This is a genomic window from Colwellia sp. MB3u-4 (assembly GCF_014077065.1).
Taxonomy (GTDB): Bacteria; Pseudomonadota; Gammaproteobacteria; order Enterobacterales; family Alteromonadaceae; genus Cognaticolwellia.
Genome location: NZ_JACGVE010000068.1, coordinates 156,876 through 174,184, shown reverse-complemented (window position 1 = coordinate 174,184; position 17,309 = coordinate 156,876). Strand labels below are relative to the sequence as shown.

Here is a 17,309-nt window from a genome sequence, read left to right as displayed (position 1 = left end):
TTAACCATTAATATTTTCAGCATATTACTCTATTGTACTTGTTTGCGATCTTACTTAAAGCGCACAAAGATCGCCATCTTTAAATCAGTAAATATGTGCAAAAAATGGGTAAAGTGAAAATTAATTACTTTACCCACTTTATCTTATCTCACTGACTTATTCAGGTAACTTATAAAATGAGTTTTCTGATGTCACTCATTACGCCCGCTAGGTGCACAGTAAACCGCGCCGCTAACGCGCCGTCAATTACACGATGGTCGTAGGACATAGACAATGGCAACATTAACTTAGGCTCAAAGTCTTTACCATTCCACTTAGGTTTCATTTCTGATTTAGAAACACCTAAAATTGCTACTTCTGGCGCGTTAACAATTGGCGTAAATGCTGTACCACCAATACCGCCAAGGCTTGAAATAGTAAAACAACCGCCTTGCATATCATTTGCTTTTAGCTTGCCGTCACGTGCTTTCATGCTGATTTCAAGTAATTCACGTGATAACTGGTGAATACCTTTTTGATCAACATCACGTACCACGGGCACAACCAAGCCATTAGGTGTATCAACTGCCACACCAATGTGAATATACTTTTTAAGGATCAAGCTTTCACCATCGGCACTCAAACTAGAGTTAAATACTGGGAAAGTACGCAATGCATCTGCCGCCGCTTTTAAAATAAACACCAGTGGCGTAATTTTAAAACCCAGCTTTTGCTTTTCACAAATAACGTTTTGCTCTTTGCGGAAGGCTTCAACATTCGTGATATCAGCTTCATCAAATTGGGTTACATGTGGAATAGTCACCCAGTTACGATGTAAAAATGGTCCAGAGATTTTCTGAATACGTGTTAGTGCTTTTGTTTCAACTTCACCAAACTTAGAGAAATCAATTTGTTTCGCGCTAACAACTTGTAAACCACCTTCTCCAGCCGCTACTGAACTACCCGCATTTGCTTTTGGACGAGACAATTCATATTTAACATATGACTGCACATCTTCTTTTAAAATACGCTTTTTACGACCAGTACCTTTAACTAATGATAAATCAACACCAAATTCACGTGCTAAACGACGAATTGAAGGTGAAGTATAAATAGCACCCGCATTGGTTAGACCCACTTGTGGATGATGTGGCACTGGCGCTGGCTTTTTAGCCGCCGGTGCTGGTGCTACAGGAGCGGCCACTGGAGCCGCTACTGGTTCTGCTACAGGCTCATCAACGTCAACAGGTGCACCCGATGCACCCGATGAAGTTTCAAGTTTAATAACAATAGAGCCTTGCTTAACTTTATCACCGGTATTAATGAAGACTTCTTTTACCGTCCCGGCATGCGGTGACGGTACATCCATAGTCGCTTTATCAGTTTCTAGGGTGATCAAGCCATCTTCAGCTTCAATAACATCACCAACAGCCACCAAGACTTCAATCACGTCAACTTCACCATCTTCACCAATATCAGGTACCACGATGTCGATAACTTCACTACTGGCAGCCGCAACAGGCGCTTTTTCTGGCGTTGGCTCGGCTGCAGGTGCTGCTGCTTTTTCTGCTTCAGCTTCTGGCTCAGCTGCAACTTCTGCTGGTGCTTCAGTCGATGCTGTTGCCGTACCTTTCATCTCGGCAATCACATCACCTTCTTTGATCTTATCGCCCACTTTAACTGACAGGGCAACAAGTTCACCAGCAAACGGAGCTGGAATATCCATTGAGGCTTTATCTGTTTCAACGGTAATAATACCTTCGTCAGCCTCTAAACTATCGCCGACTGCAAAACATATTTCGATAACTTCTACTTCATCGCCACCGACATCTGGGACTAGAATTTTTTCAATATCAGACATTTGTTAATTCCTTATCTAGTCTTAATTACGCGTAAAGCGGGTTAAGTTTGTCAGCGTTAATATTAAAGCGTTTAATCGCTTCACTTACCACAGCGTGTTTAATATCACCACGGTTCGCCAGTTCATAAAGTGCCGCAACAACAATGTAGTTTTGATCCACTTCAAAATGTTGACGCAAATTATCACGGCTGTCACTACGACCAAAACCGTCAGTACCTAGAACACGATACTCAGTATTGATATAAGCACGTACTTGATCAGAATAGTTTTTAACATAATCAGTAGCGGCAATCGCTGGGCCTTTATCGCTCGTAATCACCTTAGAAAGATAGGCTGTTTGTTGCTTACTTTCTGGGTGTAGCATATTCCAGCGCGTTACGGCTTGGCCTTCACGGGCTAATTCATTAAACGAAGTTACTGAATAAACGTCACTTGAAACACCATAGTCTGCTGACAAAATTTGTGCAGCTTGGCGCACTTTTTGTAAAATAGTACCTGAGCCCATTAATTGCACATTCGCTTTAGCTTTTTTAGCTTCAACGCGTTCAAGTTGGTAAATACCTTTAATGATTTCATCTTCAACCGTTTTGTTTTCTGGCATCGCCGGATGTTGATAGTTTTCATTCATTAGCGTTAAGTAGAAGAAAATATTTTCATTTTCTTCATACATACGACGTAAACCTTCACGCACAATAACGGCAATTTCATAACCGTAAGTTGGATCGTAAGTCACACAGTTAGGAATTAAACCCGCTTGCACGTGTGAATGACCATCTTGATGTTGTAAACCTTCACCATTAAGCGTGGTTCTACCGGCAGTAGCACCTAATAAGAAACCGCGCGTTTGGCTATCAGCCGCAGCCCATGCTAAATCACCCACACGTTGGAAACCAAACATTGAGTAGTAAATGTAGAATGGAATAGTGGTCGCGTTACACGTTGAATAAGAAGTACCTGAAGCAACCCAAGACGCCATAGCACCTAGCTCGTTAATCCCTTCTTGTAACACTTGGCCTTTCTTGTCTTCACGGTAATAAGCGACTTGGTCAGCATCTTGTGGCACATATTTTTGACCTTCGCTAGCATAAATACCTACTTGGCGGAATAAACCTTCCATACCAAAAGTACGCGCTTCGTCAGGAATAATAGGCACAATACGCTTACCAATTTTCTTGTCTTTTAATAAGCTGTTAAGTACCCGAACAAAAGTCATGGTTGAAGATACTTCACGTTCACCTGAACCTTTTAAAATCGGCTCAAATATTTTTAATGCTGGAATATCAAGTGACTCTTCGGCTTGCTGACGACGTGCAGGTAATGAACCGCCTAAGGCTTCTCGGCGTGCTTTCATGTACTGAAATTCTTCACTTTCTTCTGAGAACTTGAAGAAAGGTAAATCAGCAATATTTTCATCACTAACTGGAATATTGAAACGATCACGGTAATGCTTAAGCGAATCAAGGTCCATTTTTTTCACGTTATGAGCAATATTTAAGGCTTCACCTGAAGCACCTAAACCAAAACCTTTAACTGTTTTAGCTAAGATAACGGTTGGGCGACCCTTAGTGTTTTGGGCTTTTTTATAAGCCGCATAAACTTTCACTGGATCATGACCACCGCGGTTTAAACGGTAAATATCTTCATCTGACATATTCGCCACTAGTGCAGCAGTTTCAGGGTATTTATTGAAGAAGTTCTCGCGGGTGTATTTACCCCCTTTGGCTTTACAGTTTTGGTATTCACCGTCAACGGTTTCACTCATTAACTGTAATAATTTACCTGAAGTGTCACGGGCAATTAACGCATCCCAGTAAGAACCCCAAATAACTTTTACCACTTCCCAGCCTGCGCCGCGAAATGTGCCTTCAAGCTCTTGAATAATTTTACCGTTACCACGAACAGGGCCATCTAAGCGCTGTAAGTTACAGTTGATAATAAAAGTTAAATTATCTAAACCTTCACGTGTTGCTAAACCAATAGCACCTAGTGATTCAGGCTCATCTGTTTCACCGTCACCTAGGAAACAATAAACCCGTTGGTCTGAACAGTCTTTAATACCACGGTCAGTTAAATATTTAAGAAAACGTGCGGTATAAATAGCTTGTAGTGGACCTAAGCCCATTGAAACCGTAGGAAACTGCCAAAAGTCTGGCATTAAATGCGGATGAGGATATGACGATAAGCCTTTGCCATCACACTCTTGGCGGAAATTATTCATTTGCTCTTCGGTTAATCGTCCTTCCATAAAAGCACGAGCATAAATACCTGGAGAGATATGACCTTGGGCAAAAATAAAGTCGCCACCATCTTTTTCAGAAGCGGCTTTAAAGAAATGGTTAAAGCCAACATCGTATAACATAGCAGAAGACGCAAAGCTGCCAATATGGCCACCTAGGTCTAAATCTTTTTTAGAGGCACGTAATACCAAAACTAACGCATTCCAACGAATAGCAGCACGAATACGTGCTTCTATGGTTTGGTCAGCCGGCATATGCGGCTCTAACCCTGGAGGAATGGTGTTTACATAAGCCGTTTTGGCGTCAAACGGTAAATGTGTACCGCTACGACGGGCTCTATCGATTAACTTTTCAAGTAGAAAATGAGCGCGTTCCGGCCCTTCGTTTTCTAACACAGACTCCATTGATTCTAACCATTCTTGGGTTTCCATTGAATCAATATCTAGATTTGGGAGCTCAGACATAATTACTTAGTCTCCAGTTGTTGTTTGTTAAGTAAATTTAGTGGTTTAAAGATAGCTGTTATTAAACAGATAACGTTAATTCGTAGTAATTTTTTATCACACCTATACCGTTCAAGTAATAAATCATGCACTTGGCAAGCATTCATTTTTTAATTTCTGACAGTTTTCGGTCGTTTCATTCTGCGTATTGAGCGTTCCATACGACTATTTTCCTGCGACATTTTTAATAGCACTTCTTCAATGAAGGCTAAATGGCGATGGCTAGCTCCCCAAGCAATTTGGGGCTTGCCACTGACAATCGCACTCATTAAACGTGTACGATAATCAGATATTTGGCTAAACACGTCAGGTCGCTTAGCCAATATAGTTAAATTCTTCTCAATGTTGTCAATCAACAATGGCGCCATACTCTGGGCTAAATGCAGAATAACCGCATTGTGGCTCGCGGCGCATATAGCAATGTAAAAACCAAAAACCGCTTCAGCTTCAAGCCGGTAATTGTCATCCAATTGCGCGGTGCCAATACTGTCATGTTTCCGCTGAATTTCTTCAAAATCAGCTTGAGTACCACGCATAGCGGCATAATAGGCTGACATACCCTCAATACCATGGCGAAACTCTAATAAATCAAATTGTGATTCTTTATTGTTCGCCATTAGGGCAAATAGTGGGTCTGACAGTCCACTCAAAATTTTATCACTAACATAAGTGCCGCCACCTTGACGACGGGTGACTAAATTTTTTGCTTCTAACTTTTGCATAGCTTCACGTAACGAAGGACGAGAAACATCAAACTGTTTAGCCAGTTCTCGCTCTGCCGGTAATTTTTCGCCCGGCTTCACACTACCTTCTAGGATCATAGTCTCAAGCTGAGCCAAAATAATATCTGACAACTTAGCTTGCTTTACCGGCTTTTTAATACTCGGAATTGACATATAAAATCCTTTGTTATTGCACTATTAGGTATCTAAAGCCACTGGCTTTACTTCCAAATACCTTGGTCAATTGGTCTTACCAATTTGATAATTTCGAATATAATGTAACAAATGCCTTTAGCGTTGTAAACACTGTGGGTGATTTATAATCAATTGCGCGACTTAAGTAGTTTCGTGATATCGGTGTAGCAGCGTGAATAAACGCTTTCGATTTCACTTTGTGGAAATGAAAATTATAACAGGTAGTTTTATGTTCTAAGCGGTAAGTTTTAAGCTGTCAGCTTTCAGTAACAAGAGTTTAGCTATATGGTTAGACGATTAAACTTGGCTTTGGTTTTAAGCTGACAGCTGAGCACTGACAGCTTAAAACTTTTCTTTAAAACTAAGAAATAATACCGGTTAAGGTTAATACCGCTATTACCGCTAGAAATAGTAACAAGGTACGTTTGGCTAATTTTACTAATAAACAAGGCCCTGCAGTATAGTCATCCGCGTCAACCATAAAGTCTTCCGACATTTGAGCAACACTGATTAAGACTTGGCTTGGTGTTTTTTCAAATTCAAATAAGTTATCTATCCAAGCCGGCATGGCTTTTGAGAAATGGCCAACAAACATATAACCAAAAGCAACCAGCCTAACCGGTAGCCAATCAACCCAAAATAATAATTGTTGCGTTGCTTTATCACCGTCATCGCCGTCGTCAATAGCCCGCTCTTCGCTATCTTCATCCTCAACATCCGCAGCAGAGTTTTGCGCGTTAACACTTTCATTTACCGTAGTTAATAGGCGATAAAACAATGCACCTGCCGCACCGAATAAAACGAAAAACAGCATAACCGCGATAAAGTAGCGATAATTTAACCAAACCATTGTTTGGCCAAAGTCCATGTCAGCAATATTTTTATCTTGCTGTAGTTGCAAGTGATGCAACTCACAACTAGTTAATTCACCTTTAAAAGCTGATTGTAAATAGCTTTTATAAGCCTCGCGCGTTTTCATGCAACCAAAGCAAACAATCAATATTAAGGTGGAGGCAATTAAATACAGTAAAGCGTTATCCACTTGTGCCAATAAAAAATGACAACCTAGTACAGGAATAAAAATCACTGCATAGCTTAACAGTGCAGAATGTCGATAATTAGCCAGCAACTTAGTCTGTTTAATTACCGCCATATATCGTTGGTACAAGGTATTAAACTGCCAAGCACTTGACGACAAGTAACGCTCAGCAGCTAGTGCAATTAACAAACTAATTAAGCTCATCTTTAATTATCCTATGTTTTTTAAAAAATCTTGGCTCTTCAGCTACGTTTTATTAGCTGTAAGTCTTAAGCTACCTTTTTAGCTGTAAGTCTTAAGCTGTCAGCTATCAGTTACTCCCAACCCACAGTTGGTATTTTTTTTACTGACAGCTGACAGCTGACAGCTGGCAGCTTCAAACTGACCGCTTTTGTATTAATAATGTTCTAAAACTTGGCCAATCAAACGCCGCCCCAGGGTCTGTTTTACGTCCCGGCGCAATGTCACAATGACCAACAATGTTATTTTCTAAGCCGGCATAAGTGCCGATTAAGCTCTGACTCACTCGGCTAAGCTGCTGATATTGTACTTCAGTATAAGGAATATCGTCAGTCCCTTCTAGCTCAATACCAATTGAAAAATCATTACACTTTTCTCGACCTTGATAACACGACAGGCCAGCGTGCCAAGCTTTATCGTTAAACGAAACATATTGCACAATATTACCGTCACGCTGAATAAGGCAATGCGCCGATACACGTAGGCGGTATATACTTTCAAAGTAAGGATCTATGCTTGGGTCTAAATTACCCAGAAAAAAATTAGTGATGTGGTCAGCGCCAAATTGCCCCGGTGGCAATGAAATATTGTGCACAACCAATAAACTCACGGCTTCATTTTCGGCTCTAGGCTCAAAGTGGCTCGACGGTTGAATTTCAACGCCACTGAGCCAACCCTTTTTAATGCTCAGTTCAGCGCTATTTTTTCGATCATTTGGCAAAGATGACATACAATAATTCACCGGTTGTTTATCCTGATACTATTACATAGTAAAGTGGACAACAGAACAAGATATACCAAACAGATTAACCTAAGAGTTGGACATAAATGACTGAAAATGACACAACAGCAAATTTTGGCAAAGGTTTTGTCTGGATAGCTTGGGTGCTTGGCATCGCCTTATTAGTTTTTATTTTTCAAGACTTGTTAGACGGACAATATAATCCCAATCAAGACCCTAAGCTTTCAATGCAAGCCAATGGTAAAGCCGCCGTTACCTTAGAACAAAACCGCCAAGGGCATTATGTAACCAACGGGGCTATTAATGGCCGCCAGGTTACCTTTTTACTTGATACTGGCGCAACACAAGTGTCAATTCCGGCCCATATTGCAGAAAATCTCGCCCTGCAAGCGCAAGGACAACAACGTGTGCAAACCGCTAATGGCATTATTACCGTCTTTACCACCCAAATAAACGAGTTACGCATAGGTAATATTTATTTGTATGATATAGCAGCAAATATTAACCCCAGCATGGCGGCTGATGAAATTCTATTGGGCATGAGCGCGCTAAAAAGAGTAGAATTTAGCCAAACCGGAAAACAACTAATTTTACGAGAGCAGCTTTAAATGTTACCAGCCTCATTATTACACGACATCAGCAAAACCGTTACCTGGGCATTATGTGAAGACCTAGGCGTTAATACCTACCAAGAACTCGCCACTAGCCGTGATATAACCGCCGAACTTATTCCATTAGAAAACCAAGCGGTAGCTAACATTATTAGTCGCGATGCCTGTGTTATATGTGGCGTTGCTTGGGTAAATGAAGTGTTTAAACAACTTGATAACATTTACCACACCAGCACCAAAATCACTTGGTTTGTTAACGATGGCGAAAGCGTAAAAGCCAATACCACCTTATTTGAATTAACGGGTAATGCGCGTATTTTATTAACCGGTGAACGCACCGCCTTAAACTTTTTACAAAGCCTTTCAGGTACCGCAACCGTGACTAGCAGCTTTGTTAAACACTTGTCAGGCACCAGCACTAAGCTACTTGATACCCGTAAAACTTTACCCGGCCTGCGCAGCGCACAAAAATACGCGGTAACTTGCGGTGGTGGGGTCAATCATAGAATTGGCTTGTTTGATGCCTTCTTAATTAAAGAAAATCACATTGCCGCTTGTGGCGGTATTGAAAAAGCCATCAAAACCGCACGCATCAACCATAGTGATAAAACAGTAGAAGTGGAAGTTGAGAGCATTGAAGAGCTAACACAAGCATTAAATGCCGGTAGCGATATCATTATGTTAGATAACTTTAGCCCGCAGATGATTGAACAAGCGGTGCAATTAACCGCAGACATATCGGCCGGTAAAACCAAGTTAGAAGTGTCGGGTAATATGACACTGGCAACATTAACAGATTATGCAAAATCAGGCGTCGACTTTATCTCGGTAGGGGCATTAACCAAACATGTACAGGCGGTTGATCTGTCAATGCGCTTTTGTTGAAACAAAAAAAATAAAATAAAGTAAAGCTGTCAGCTTTCAGTTCAAAGCGGTCAGTTTAAAACTGAAGCCAAGTTAATCGCTAGCAAATACCGCTAAGCTCTAATGACTGATAGCTGATAGCTTAAAAATATATTTATAAGTTATTAAATAGCGTTAAAATTAATCACATAGCCTTAAAAAGGCAAATATTTTAAAAAAAATTTCACAAGTAATTTACATTTAGTCTTTTTTACCGCAATATAAATTTAGCGAATATAATCAGATATGGAATTAATCATGAAAAAACTAAATACAATCAAAAAAGCACAAGGTTTTACCCTAATTGAATTAATGATCGTTGTTGCGATTATCGGTATTTTAGCCGCAGTGGCATTACCGGCTTATCAAACTTATACAGATAAAGCAAAATATAGTGAAGTGGTTTTAGCTGCAAGTTCAATTAAAACAGCAGTTGATGTTTGTGCACAAGTTGAAGCTGGGTTAACAAACTGTACCGCTGGTAATAACGGCGTTCCAGCTGATGATGATGCAGTAGTTGCCCAAAATGTTACATCTACGGCCTGGGTTGTGACAGATAATGAAAATGGTGCTATTACTGTTGTTAATCCAATAGGCCAAGATTATGTATTAACTGCTGTATACGGAGCTGGTAAAGTTGTTTGGACAGATAACTGTAATAATCTTTGCTAAGATATATGCATAATTATTAAAGCTCCTTTAGGAGCTTTTTTATCTTATATTTTATAATAATTGTTTTTTGTTTTCCCTAACTAAAATAATTACACTGTAGCTGTTGGTAATTACTGAGTTTTAGAGATTTATGAAAGGACTGCATCAACAATCTAGCCTACTCTCTGCGCTATCTAGGCATAACGTCGTCCCGACTGAAAAAGCAGGAAAAATCAGTGCTGATTTTATTCGGCAAAACAAGCCTTTTTTGCGCTATTTAGTTGAAGACAAAGAGATTAATGCTAAAGATATTGCTAGCACCTTATCGCGTAGTTTTGGTTGTCCATTAATCGACTTAGAACATTTTGATACCTCGATAATTCCTGATGGCATACGTAACGAAAAACTGATCCGTAAACACAACGCCCTGCCGTTATATTTACGTGGAAAAGTGTTATTTGTTGCCATGTCTGATCCCACTAACCTTGATGCCCTAGAAGAAATTCAGTTTAATACCGGCTATGCGACCGAGTTAGTCATTGCCAACGAAACCGCTTTAAGCAATTGCATTGAAAAACTATTAGAAGCCGACAGTGATGCCCTTGATATTTCTGATATCGACGCGAAAGAACTAGCTGGCATGGATGTTCAAGAAGAGCGAAAAGAAGAAGAAAACATTGGTCTTGGCGATAAAGAAGATGCGCCCATTGTGGTCTATATCAATAAAATACTGCTCGACGCCATCCGCAAAGGTGCGTCAGATTTACATTTTGAACCTTATGAAAAGTCTTACCGCATTCGTTTTCGTATTGACGGTATTTTAAACGAGGTGGCTAGGCCTCCAGTATCACTAGCCGCACGAATGGCCGCACGTTTAAAGGTGATGTCAAAATTAGATATTGCTGAACGTCGTGTGCCACAAGATGGCCGTATTAAATTAGCCTTATCTAAAAAGAAGTCGATTGATTTTCGTGTCAGTACCCTGCCCACCATGTGGGGCGAAAAAGTGGTTATGCGTATTCTTGACTCGTCAAGTGCCATGTTAGGCATCGACATGCTAGGCTATGCGCCCAAGCAAAAGCAAATTTACATGGACGCCTTAGCACAACCACAAGGTATGATTTTAGTCACTGGGCCAACCGGCTCAGGTAAAACGGTTTCACTTTATACCGGCTTAAATATTTTAAACACCGAAGAGCGAAATATCTCTACCGCCGAAGATCCCGTTGAAATTAACCTTGAAGGCGTTAACCAAGTACAAATTAATACCCGCGCCGGTTTAACCTTTCCCAGTGCATTACGCTCATTTTTACGCCAAGATCCCGACATTGTCATGGTTGGTGAAATTCGTGATTTAGAAACCGCAGAAATTGCCATTAAAGCCGCGCAAACTGGCCACTTAGTTTTATCCACATTACATACTAATTCAGCCGCAGAAACCTTAACCCGTTTATTAAATATGGGTGTGCCGTCATACAACGTTGCTAGTTCAGTCACCATTATTATCGCTCAGCGATTGGCCCGACGATTATGTACCCAATGCAAAACAGAAGAGCACATACCTGAAAGTGAACTGCTCGCTCAAGGTTTTTTACCTGAGCAAGTTAGCGAGATAAAATTATTTAAACCCATGGGTTGCGATTTTTGCACCGGCGGCTATAAAGGTCGAGTGGGTATCTATGAAGTGATAAAAATTAGTGACATTACCGCAAACTTAATTATGAACGGCGCTAACTCCTTAGATATTGCCGCCCAATGCCAACGTGAAGGCTACAATAATTTACGCCAGTCAGGGTTAGAAAAAGCCGCTTTAGGGGTAACCAGTTTAGAAGAAGTTAATCGGGTAACCAACGCCTAAGCGTTTTACTGCTACACCACTTAACATTATAATATTACTCGTTGTTTGAAAACGGTCAGCCTTATTTATTACCCCCTTAGCCAATAGATGCTGTTCGCTAACCTGCGATCCCTGGCTAAAAATTGCCAAGTGTAGCCAATAGCGATAAGCTCAATGTGACTATAACAATGATAAGAATTAACCTAGCGCTATGGCTAGCAATCAGCTTAACCATAGCTAGGTAATAACTAGACCATAACTAAAGCATAACTAGACCATAACTAGACCATAACTAAACAATAAAAAAATTAGGTTAAGCCCATGGCTGTTTCTTCAACAGTAAAAGTAAAAAACAAAAAAACTAAAGTTAAAGCGCTTGATGTTTATAAATGGCAAGGGCTAAACCGCAAAGGTAAAAAAATCAATGGTGAGCTTAATGCCACCAGCATCTTAGAGCTTAAAGCCCAGCTGCGTAAGCAAGGTATAACCCCAGGTAAAATCAGCAAAAAAGCTAAACCTTTATTTGGTCTGGGCGGCGATAAAAAAATCATGCCGGTTGATATTGCGGTACTTACTCGCCAAATTGCCACCATGTTATCGGCTGGCGTACCCTTAGTGCAAACCATTGAAATGATCGGCTCTGGCCACAACAATGGTAATATGCAAAAATTACTCGCCACTATAGGTCACAAGTTACAGTCGGGTATCCCGCTGTCTGAGTGTTTGCGTGAGCACCCAAAATATTTTGATGACTTATATTGTGATTTAGTTAACTCAGGTGAACAATCGGGTTCACTTGAAACTATCTATGAACGTATTGCGACCTATAAAGAAAAGGCAGAAGCACTAAAAGCAAAAATCAAAAAAGCCATGACTTATCCTATTTCTGTTTTAGTTATCGCTTTTATTGTTACCTCAGTTTTATTAATTTTTGTGGTGCCGGTATTCCAAGACATTTTCGCTAGTTTTGGTGCAGAACTACCCGGCTTTACGTTACTGGTTATTGCGATATCAGAATTTATGCAGGCCTATTGGTATTTTGGGCTTGCCGGGCTATTTATTGGCAGTTACTTCTTTAAAAAAGCCCATACCAATAGTCTGACTTTTCGCGATAGCGTTGATAGAAAAATATTAAAAATTCCTGTTATTGGTAGCGTGCTAAAAAAAGCAGCTGTTGCTCGTTATGCCAGAACCTTATCAACTACCTTTGCCGCTGGTGTACCTTTACCCGATGCGTTAGAGTCTGCTGCTGGCGCCTCAGGTAATGCGGTATTTCGTGAGGCTATTTTAGAAATTCGCGCTGAAGTAACCTCAGGTATGCAAATGAACTTAGCCATGCGCAATTGTGCTATTTTTCCTGATATGGTGGTGCAAATGGTCGCCATTGGTGAAGAGTCTGGCTCAGTTGACGATATGCTGGCAAAAGTGGCTACGGTTTATGAGCAAGAAGTTGACAATGCGGTGGACAATTTAACCACACTGCTTGAACCTATGATTATGGCGGTGCTAGGTGTGGTTATCGGGGGCTTAATTATTGCCATGTATTTACCTATTTTTCAAATTGGTATGGTGGTATAAGTTAGCTTAAAACATTGGCCATATACCTTGACTTAACACAATGAAATTAACGCGATGCTTGTCATCGTTTTTTTGTTCACTTGGCATTATTTAATCAAAGCCATTAACATAAATCATCTACATTTTGAGGCCTATTCTTTTGACTGACTTTATTACACTAATGACCCACTCACCCGCATTTTTCTATGGTGTTGTCATCGTATTTTCATTACTAATAGGGAGCTTTTTAAATGTGGTTATTTATCGCTTACCTAAAATACTAGAACAAGGTTGGAAAAGAGAATGTCGTGAATTTTTAGCTGATGAACTTGCTAAACCCGTCAAGCCGGTAGAAGCGATTATTACCCTGTCAACGCCAAGTTCTAGCTGCCCCTCTTGCCAACATAAAATTCGTTTTTACGAAAATATTCCTGTCATAAGTTGGTTATGTTTACGCGGTAAATGCAGTCAATGTCAGGAGAAAATAGCGCTGCGTTATCCGTTAGTTGAATTAACTACTGCGCTATTAAGTATGGTTATTGCCGCCCATTATGGCGTTAGCTTCACCACACTTATGCTATTAGTATTAACTTGGGGCTTAATTTGTTTAACCTTAATTGATCTTGATCACATGCTATTACCTGATCAAATAACGCTGCCATTAATATGGCTAGGACTATTGGTTAACATTAATGGCAGTATTGTGCCATTAAACGAAGCAGTTATTGGCGCGGTTGCCGGTTACTTGAGCTTGTTTAGTATATTTTGGTTATTTAAGTTAATGACCGGCAAAGAAGGTATGGGCCATGGTGACTTTAAACTGGTGGCGCTTTTTGGGGCTTGGTTAGGCTGGCAGTTATTACCCTTACTGATTTTAATGGCCTCAGCCGTTGGCGCTGTTATTGGCATTAGCCTAATAGTATTTAAAAATCACCAGCGAGAGCAAGTGATCCCCTTTGGCCCCTATTTAGCGGTTGCAGGTTGGATAACGCTACTCTGGGGTAATGGCATTTGGTCGTGGTATTTAAGTACATTGACTTAACAAGCGTTCGAAGACAGGAAAAAGCTGTCAGCTGTCAGTAAAAGAAGCTTTCAGTAAAAACAATCGCCTCTAGACGGTTAGGTGACACTGATAGCTGACAGCTTCAAACTTAAAGCTTTAAGCTTAAACAGGAATTATTTATGTCTGAATTTATTGTAGGCTTAACCGGCGGTATTGGCAGTGGCAAGACCACCGTCAGTGATATTTTCGCTGAATTAAACATCGACATTATCGATGCAGATATTGCCGCCCGTATTGTTGTGCAGCCCGGCAGTAAAGCACTATTAGCGATTAAAGCGCATTTCGGCGCTGACTATATTGCTGATAATGGCGAACTTAACCGAGCAAAACTGCGCAGCCGAATTTTTAGTCAGCCTCAAGATAAAGCTTGGTTAAATAATTTATTACACCCGTTAATTCGAGCAGAAATAGTCAGCCAAATAGCGCAGGCCAATAGCAGCTACTGCCTACTAGTGGCGCCCTTGCTGCTAGAAAATAATTTACATAAAATGGTCAACCGCGTTTTAGTGGTGAATGTTGACGAAGCAAGCCAAGTTGAACGCACCCTAGCACGTGATCCAAGTTCAGCGGCAGAAATTAAGCGTATTATAGCGAGCCAAATGCCGAGTGAACAACGCCTAAGCTTTGCTGATGACATCATCAATAATCAGCATAAAAGTCTTGAAGATATTCGCCAACAGGTGATAATTTTAGATAAAAAATACCAGTTATTATCTGCTAGCACTTTCCACTCTAGCCTTGATAAGTAAGCCTTTGGGCAGTGTTTTTGATAAAAAATTCGCCATTTTACCAAGCTGTGCGTACTATAAAGACATCACTCACTCATTTTCAAAAAAAGTTTCTAATTAATGACCGCTATACTGTATGAACATCCGCTCAATGAGCGTATTCGTAATTATTTAAAACTTGAGCAATTATTTGTCCAAGCTTCAGACTGCTTACAATACAATATGGCCACTAGTCACAGTGTGTTTTTTAATGCTTTATTTGCCATTCTAGATACCGTTGATCGTAATGATATACGTGGTGACTTGATTAAAGACTTAGAAAAACTAGAACAAAATTTAGTGCTTTGGTCACAAATTCCAGATATTAATAGCGCCGCGCTCGAAGATAACTTAAAACAAACGGTTGCCCTCTCCAGCCAATTAAAAGTCCCTAGCCCTAAGTGGCTGCAATTCAAAGATGATAAATTTTTGATGGCGTTAAAGCAGCGTTTCGCGATTCAGGGCGGCAGTTCGCGCTTTGATCTACCACAATTACAGTTTTGGTTAAGCCAACCAAGCGCGGAAGTTGAAGCACAATGTCGCCATTGGCTGTCGTTACTGGCACAAATTAGTGCTGCTTTATCACTGGTGCTAAAGTTTGTTCGTCAACGGACGCAGTTCAAGGAAGTAACAACCGATAGTGGCTTTTACCAAGACAATGGCGAAGGGTTAATATTATTACGTATCAAGATTGCGGATCACCTACCTTTTTATCCCATTATTAGTGGTAACCGTTTTCGCTACTCAATACGCTTTATGACGCCCTGCAATGAAAGCGGCCGTAAATACGCCAAGCAAACTACCCACTTCCAGTTGGCTCGGTGTAAATAAACTTAGTTAATAGAGTGATTAGTTAATAGTTTTAAGCTGTCAGCTATCAGTATCGACATAGTTGTTAGTTTTAAGCTGCTAGCTTTTAACTGACAGCTTTTAACTGACAGCTTAAAACTGACAGCTTAAAACTGAAAGCTTATCGCTTCCCCTAGCCGCTTAAGTAAAATTCTCTTATAATGACATAACAATTTTAAGTTAGTAGTAACTCTTATGACACTAAAAGTAGCTTGTCCCACTTGTAAAAAAGAAGTAATTTGGCAAGAAGAAAGTCAATATCGCCCATTTTGTTGTAAACGTTGCCAGTTAATCGATATTGGTGATTGGGCTGACGAGAATCATAAAATTAGCCAACCCGTGCAAGGTGCTGTTGAGTTAAATGAAGAGATGCTCGATGCTTTAGAAGCCGAATTTTTACAACATAATAAATTCTTTGTTGAACCTGAGTAATAACCATTTAATTAATTAAGTGATCCCCTTTTTTATCTGGAAAAATGGATAGATACCAGGCATAAAATTTAATAAGGCGTTATTCACCTTATAAAATTTATAACGCCGTAGCTTTGCATTTTAACCATTAAAAATGCACAGCTAATTAATCAACTTAGTAAAATATAGCTTACTTAACATAAGCGCTGTTAATGTTAATAGTGCCGCTATTGTTAGAGTGGATCAGCGATAAAATATTATTGATAATTTTTTAGCAGCTTTTCAATAATGGCTTGATTAGCCGCCGGAAAGTTTAAAGTAGCGAACTCAGCTAAACTAAACCAACCTGATTGCTGCCCTTCTAAAGCTTTTGCTTGGCCGTTAAAGTTATCAACAACAAATACGTCTAGTAACACTTTTTTATCGCCGTAATCATGGCTGATTTGCATTAATGGTGTACACGTCAGGGTTTCAATGGCGACTTCTTCTTTTAGCTCTCTGTGAAGCGCTTGATGAACAGTTTCATTTTCTTCAACTTTGCCACCGGGAAATTCCCACTTGCCACCCTGATGACTATCAGCTAATCGTTTAGTGAGAAAAAACTTATGATCTTGCTTGATCACCCCAACCGCCACATGCACAATTTTTGTCATTATTTATCCTAAATACCTATCTAATACTTATCTAATACTTATCTAATACTAGGTTAATTTATTATCTGCGCATTTTTAATGGCTGAAGTAAAAACTAGCTCATTTAATTAATCAAACGTGTATAAAAAATTATACCCGCTGCAGATACTTGCTAGCACATCATGTTGATCGCCAGCTTAATAGTTGACGGACTGAAGTCCGACCTACAAAAAAACGGCCCTACACCACATACCACCCGTAGATCCTACCAGCTGCACTTTAGTCCATTAAAATACAGGCTATTTCAACTGCATTGAAACACAAAACAACCATGCCTCAAAAATTAGCATGTCTGCACATTGTCACTCTTTCACCTAGCGTGCAAGCATACACTAATGCCGTGCAGCTATGTATCGGTAGTAACCGCCATGTGATTGTGACACACCCTCATCCTGAAAATAAAAATGCCAGTCAAGTGACTGGCATTTATCAACAATTTACTTGTTGAGT

16 protein-coding genes are annotated in these 17,309 nt (G+C 40.1%); 10 read left to right on the top strand and 6 right to left on the bottom strand.

Translation table 11 applies throughout. The features are described from left to right. Positions 1 to 169: 169 nt before the first annotated feature. The 5 genes from aceF to ampD form a co-directional block, all read right to left on the bottom strand. The gene (gene aceF, locus H4J61_RS04495) at positions 170 to 1,840 is read right to left on the bottom strand and encodes a dihydrolipoyllysine-residue acetyltransferase (RefSeq protein ID WP_182184007.1); all 1,671 of its coding nucleotides are present in this window, start codon (positions 1,838 to 1,840) and stop codon (positions 170 to 172) included. Between the two features lie 25 nt (positions 1,841 to 1,865). Then, positions 1,866 to 4,541, bottom strand: a complete 2,676-nt coding sequence (gene aceE, locus H4J61_RS04490; protein WP_182184005.1) for a pyruvate dehydrogenase (acetyl-transferring), homodimeric type — start codon at positions 4,539 to 4,541, stop codon at positions 1,866 to 1,868. A 149-nt stretch (positions 4,542 to 4,690) separates the two neighbouring features. Beyond that, positions 4,691 to 5,461: a pyruvate dehydrogenase complex transcriptional repressor PdhR gene (gene pdhR, locus H4J61_RS04485; protein ID WP_182184105.1), complete on the bottom strand. Its 771-nt coding sequence runs from the start codon at positions 5,459 to 5,461 to the stop codon at positions 4,691 to 4,693. A gap of 397 nt (positions 5,462 to 5,858) precedes the next feature. Further along, positions 5,859 to 6,740, bottom strand: a complete 882-nt coding sequence (ampE, locus tag H4J61_RS04480) for a beta-lactamase regulator AmpE (protein ID WP_182184002.1) — start codon at positions 6,738 to 6,740, stop codon at positions 5,859 to 5,861. A gap of 172 nt (positions 6,741 to 6,912) precedes the next feature. Then, positions 6,913 to 7,506 (bottom strand): 1,6-anhydro-N-acetylmuramyl-L-alanine amidase AmpD, encoded by a 594-nt coding sequence (gene ampD, locus H4J61_RS04475; protein ID WP_220461181.1) that lies wholly within the window; start codon positions 7,504 to 7,506, stop codon positions 6,913 to 6,915. Positions 7,507 to 7,604: 98 nt separating this feature from the next. Between ampD and H4J61_RS04470 the strand changes: the two genes are divergently transcribed. The 9 genes from H4J61_RS04470 to yacG all read left to right on the top strand — a co-directional run bounded on the left by H4J61_RS04470 (position 7,605) and on the right by yacG (position 16,188). Then, positions 7,605 to 8,126, top strand: a complete 522-nt coding sequence (locus tag H4J61_RS04470; RefSeq protein ID WP_182136461.1) for a TIGR02281 family clan AA aspartic protease — start codon at positions 7,605 to 7,607, stop codon at positions 8,124 to 8,126. Continuing rightward, positions 8,127 to 9,014, top strand: a complete 888-nt coding sequence (gene nadC / locus H4J61_RS04465) for a carboxylating nicotinate-nucleotide diphosphorylase (RefSeq protein ID WP_182183999.1) — start codon at positions 8,127 to 8,129, stop codon at positions 9,012 to 9,014. A gap of 276 nt (positions 9,015 to 9,290) precedes the next feature. Then, a complete protein-coding gene (locus H4J61_RS04460) occupies positions 9,291 to 9,704 on the top strand; it encodes a prepilin-type N-terminal cleavage/methylation domain-containing protein (RefSeq protein ID WP_220461180.1) in 414 nt (137 codons plus the stop codon). 130 nt (positions 9,705 to 9,834) lie between these two features. Then, complete coding sequence (gene pilB, locus H4J61_RS04455) at positions 9,835 to 11,541, top strand: type IV-A pilus assembly ATPase PilB (RefSeq protein WP_182183997.1); 1,707 nt, start codon at positions 9,835 to 9,837, stop codon at positions 11,539 to 11,541. 300 nt (positions 11,542 to 11,841) lie between these two features. Next, on the top strand, positions 11,842 to 13,098 hold the full coding sequence (locus H4J61_RS04450; RefSeq protein WP_182183995.1) for a type II secretion system F family protein: 1,257 nt from the start codon (positions 11,842 to 11,844) through the stop codon (positions 13,096 to 13,098). Between the two features lie 139 nt (positions 13,099 to 13,237). Beyond that, entirely contained in the window at positions 13,238 to 14,119 is an 882-nt protein-coding gene (locus H4J61_RS04445) for a prepilin peptidase (RefSeq protein ID WP_404852058.1), read from the top strand. A gap of 140 nt (positions 14,120 to 14,259) precedes the next feature. Then, positions 14,260 to 14,889 carry a dephospho-CoA kinase gene (gene coaE / locus H4J61_RS04440; RefSeq protein ID WP_182183992.1) on the top strand — a complete coding sequence of 210 codons (630 nt, stop codon included), beginning with the start codon at positions 14,260 to 14,262 and terminating at the stop codon, positions 14,887 to 14,889. A gap of 99 nt (positions 14,890 to 14,988) precedes the next feature. Then, positions 14,989 to 15,738 carry a cell division protein ZapD gene (gene zapD / locus H4J61_RS04435; RefSeq protein WP_182183990.1) on the top strand — a complete coding sequence of 250 codons (750 nt, stop codon included), beginning with the start codon at positions 14,989 to 14,991 and terminating at the stop codon, positions 15,736 to 15,738. Positions 15,739 to 15,951: 213 nt separating this feature from the next. Beyond that, positions 15,952 to 16,188, top strand: a complete 237-nt coding sequence (gene yacG / locus H4J61_RS04430; RefSeq protein ID WP_182136586.1) for a DNA gyrase inhibitor YacG — start codon at positions 15,952 to 15,954, stop codon at positions 16,186 to 16,188. A gap of 236 nt (positions 16,189 to 16,424) precedes the next feature. Here the strand turns inward: yacG and mutT are convergent, their stop codons facing one another. Further along, positions 16,425 to 16,820 carry an 8-oxo-dGTP diphosphatase MutT gene (mutT, locus tag H4J61_RS04425; RefSeq protein WP_182183987.1) on the bottom strand — a complete coding sequence of 132 codons (396 nt, stop codon included), beginning with the start codon at positions 16,818 to 16,820 and terminating at the stop codon, positions 16,425 to 16,427. Positions 16,821 to 17,112: 292 nt separating this feature from the next. Between mutT and H4J61_RS04420 the strand changes: the two genes are divergently transcribed. Next, the gene (locus tag H4J61_RS04420; protein WP_182183985.1) at positions 17,113 to 17,307 is read left to right on the top strand and encodes a hypothetical protein; all 195 of its coding nucleotides are present in this window, start codon (positions 17,113 to 17,115) and stop codon (positions 17,305 to 17,307) included. The last annotated feature ends 2 nt before the right edge of the window (positions 17,308 to 17,309 follow it).

Bases quoted from the DNA above. Each gene is read 5' to 3' on its own strand.
- H4J61_RS04460 (WP_220461180.1), top strand. From the start codon at position 9,291: ATGAAAAAACTAAATACAATCAAAAAAGCACAAGGTTTTACCCTAATT.
- ampE (WP_182184002.1), bottom strand. From the start codon at position 6,740: ATGAGCTTAATTAGTTTGTTAATTGCACTAGCTGCTGAGCGTTACTTG.
- H4J61_RS04450 (WP_182183995.1), top strand. From the start codon at position 11,842: ATGGCTGTTTCTTCAACAGTAAAAGTAAAAAACAAAAAAACTAAAGTT.
- nadC (WP_182183999.1), top strand. From the start codon at position 8,127: ATGTTACCAGCCTCATTATTACACGACATCAGCAAAACCGTTACCTGG.
- aceF (WP_182184007.1), bottom strand. From the start codon at position 1,840: ATGTCTGATATTGAAAAAATTCTAGTCCCAGATGTCGGTGGCGATGAA.
- yacG (WP_182136586.1), top strand. From the start codon at position 15,952: ATGACACTAAAAGTAGCTTGTCCCACTTGTAAAAAAGAAGTAATTTGG.
- coaE (WP_182183992.1), top strand. From the start codon at position 14,260: ATGTCTGAATTTATTGTAGGCTTAACCGGCGGTATTGGCAGTGGCAAG.
- zapD (WP_182183990.1), top strand. From the start codon at position 14,989: ATGACCGCTATACTGTATGAACATCCGCTCAATGAGCGTATTCGTAAT.
- ampD (WP_220461181.1), bottom strand. From the start codon at position 7,506: ATGTCATCTTTGCCAAATGATCGAAAAAATAGCGCTGAACTGAGCATT.
- mutT (WP_182183987.1), bottom strand. From the start codon at position 16,820: ATGACAAAAATTGTGCATGTGGCGGTTGGGGTGATCAAGCAAGATCAT.
- aceE (WP_182184005.1), bottom strand. From the start codon at position 4,541: ATGTCTGAGCTCCCAAATCTAGATATTGATTCAATGGAAACCCAAGAA.
- H4J61_RS04470 (WP_182136461.1), top strand. From the start codon at position 7,605: ATGACTGAAAATGACACAACAGCAAATTTTGGCAAAGGTTTTGTCTGG.
- pilB (WP_182183997.1), top strand. From the start codon at position 9,835: ATGAAAGGACTGCATCAACAATCTAGCCTACTCTCTGCGCTATCTAGG.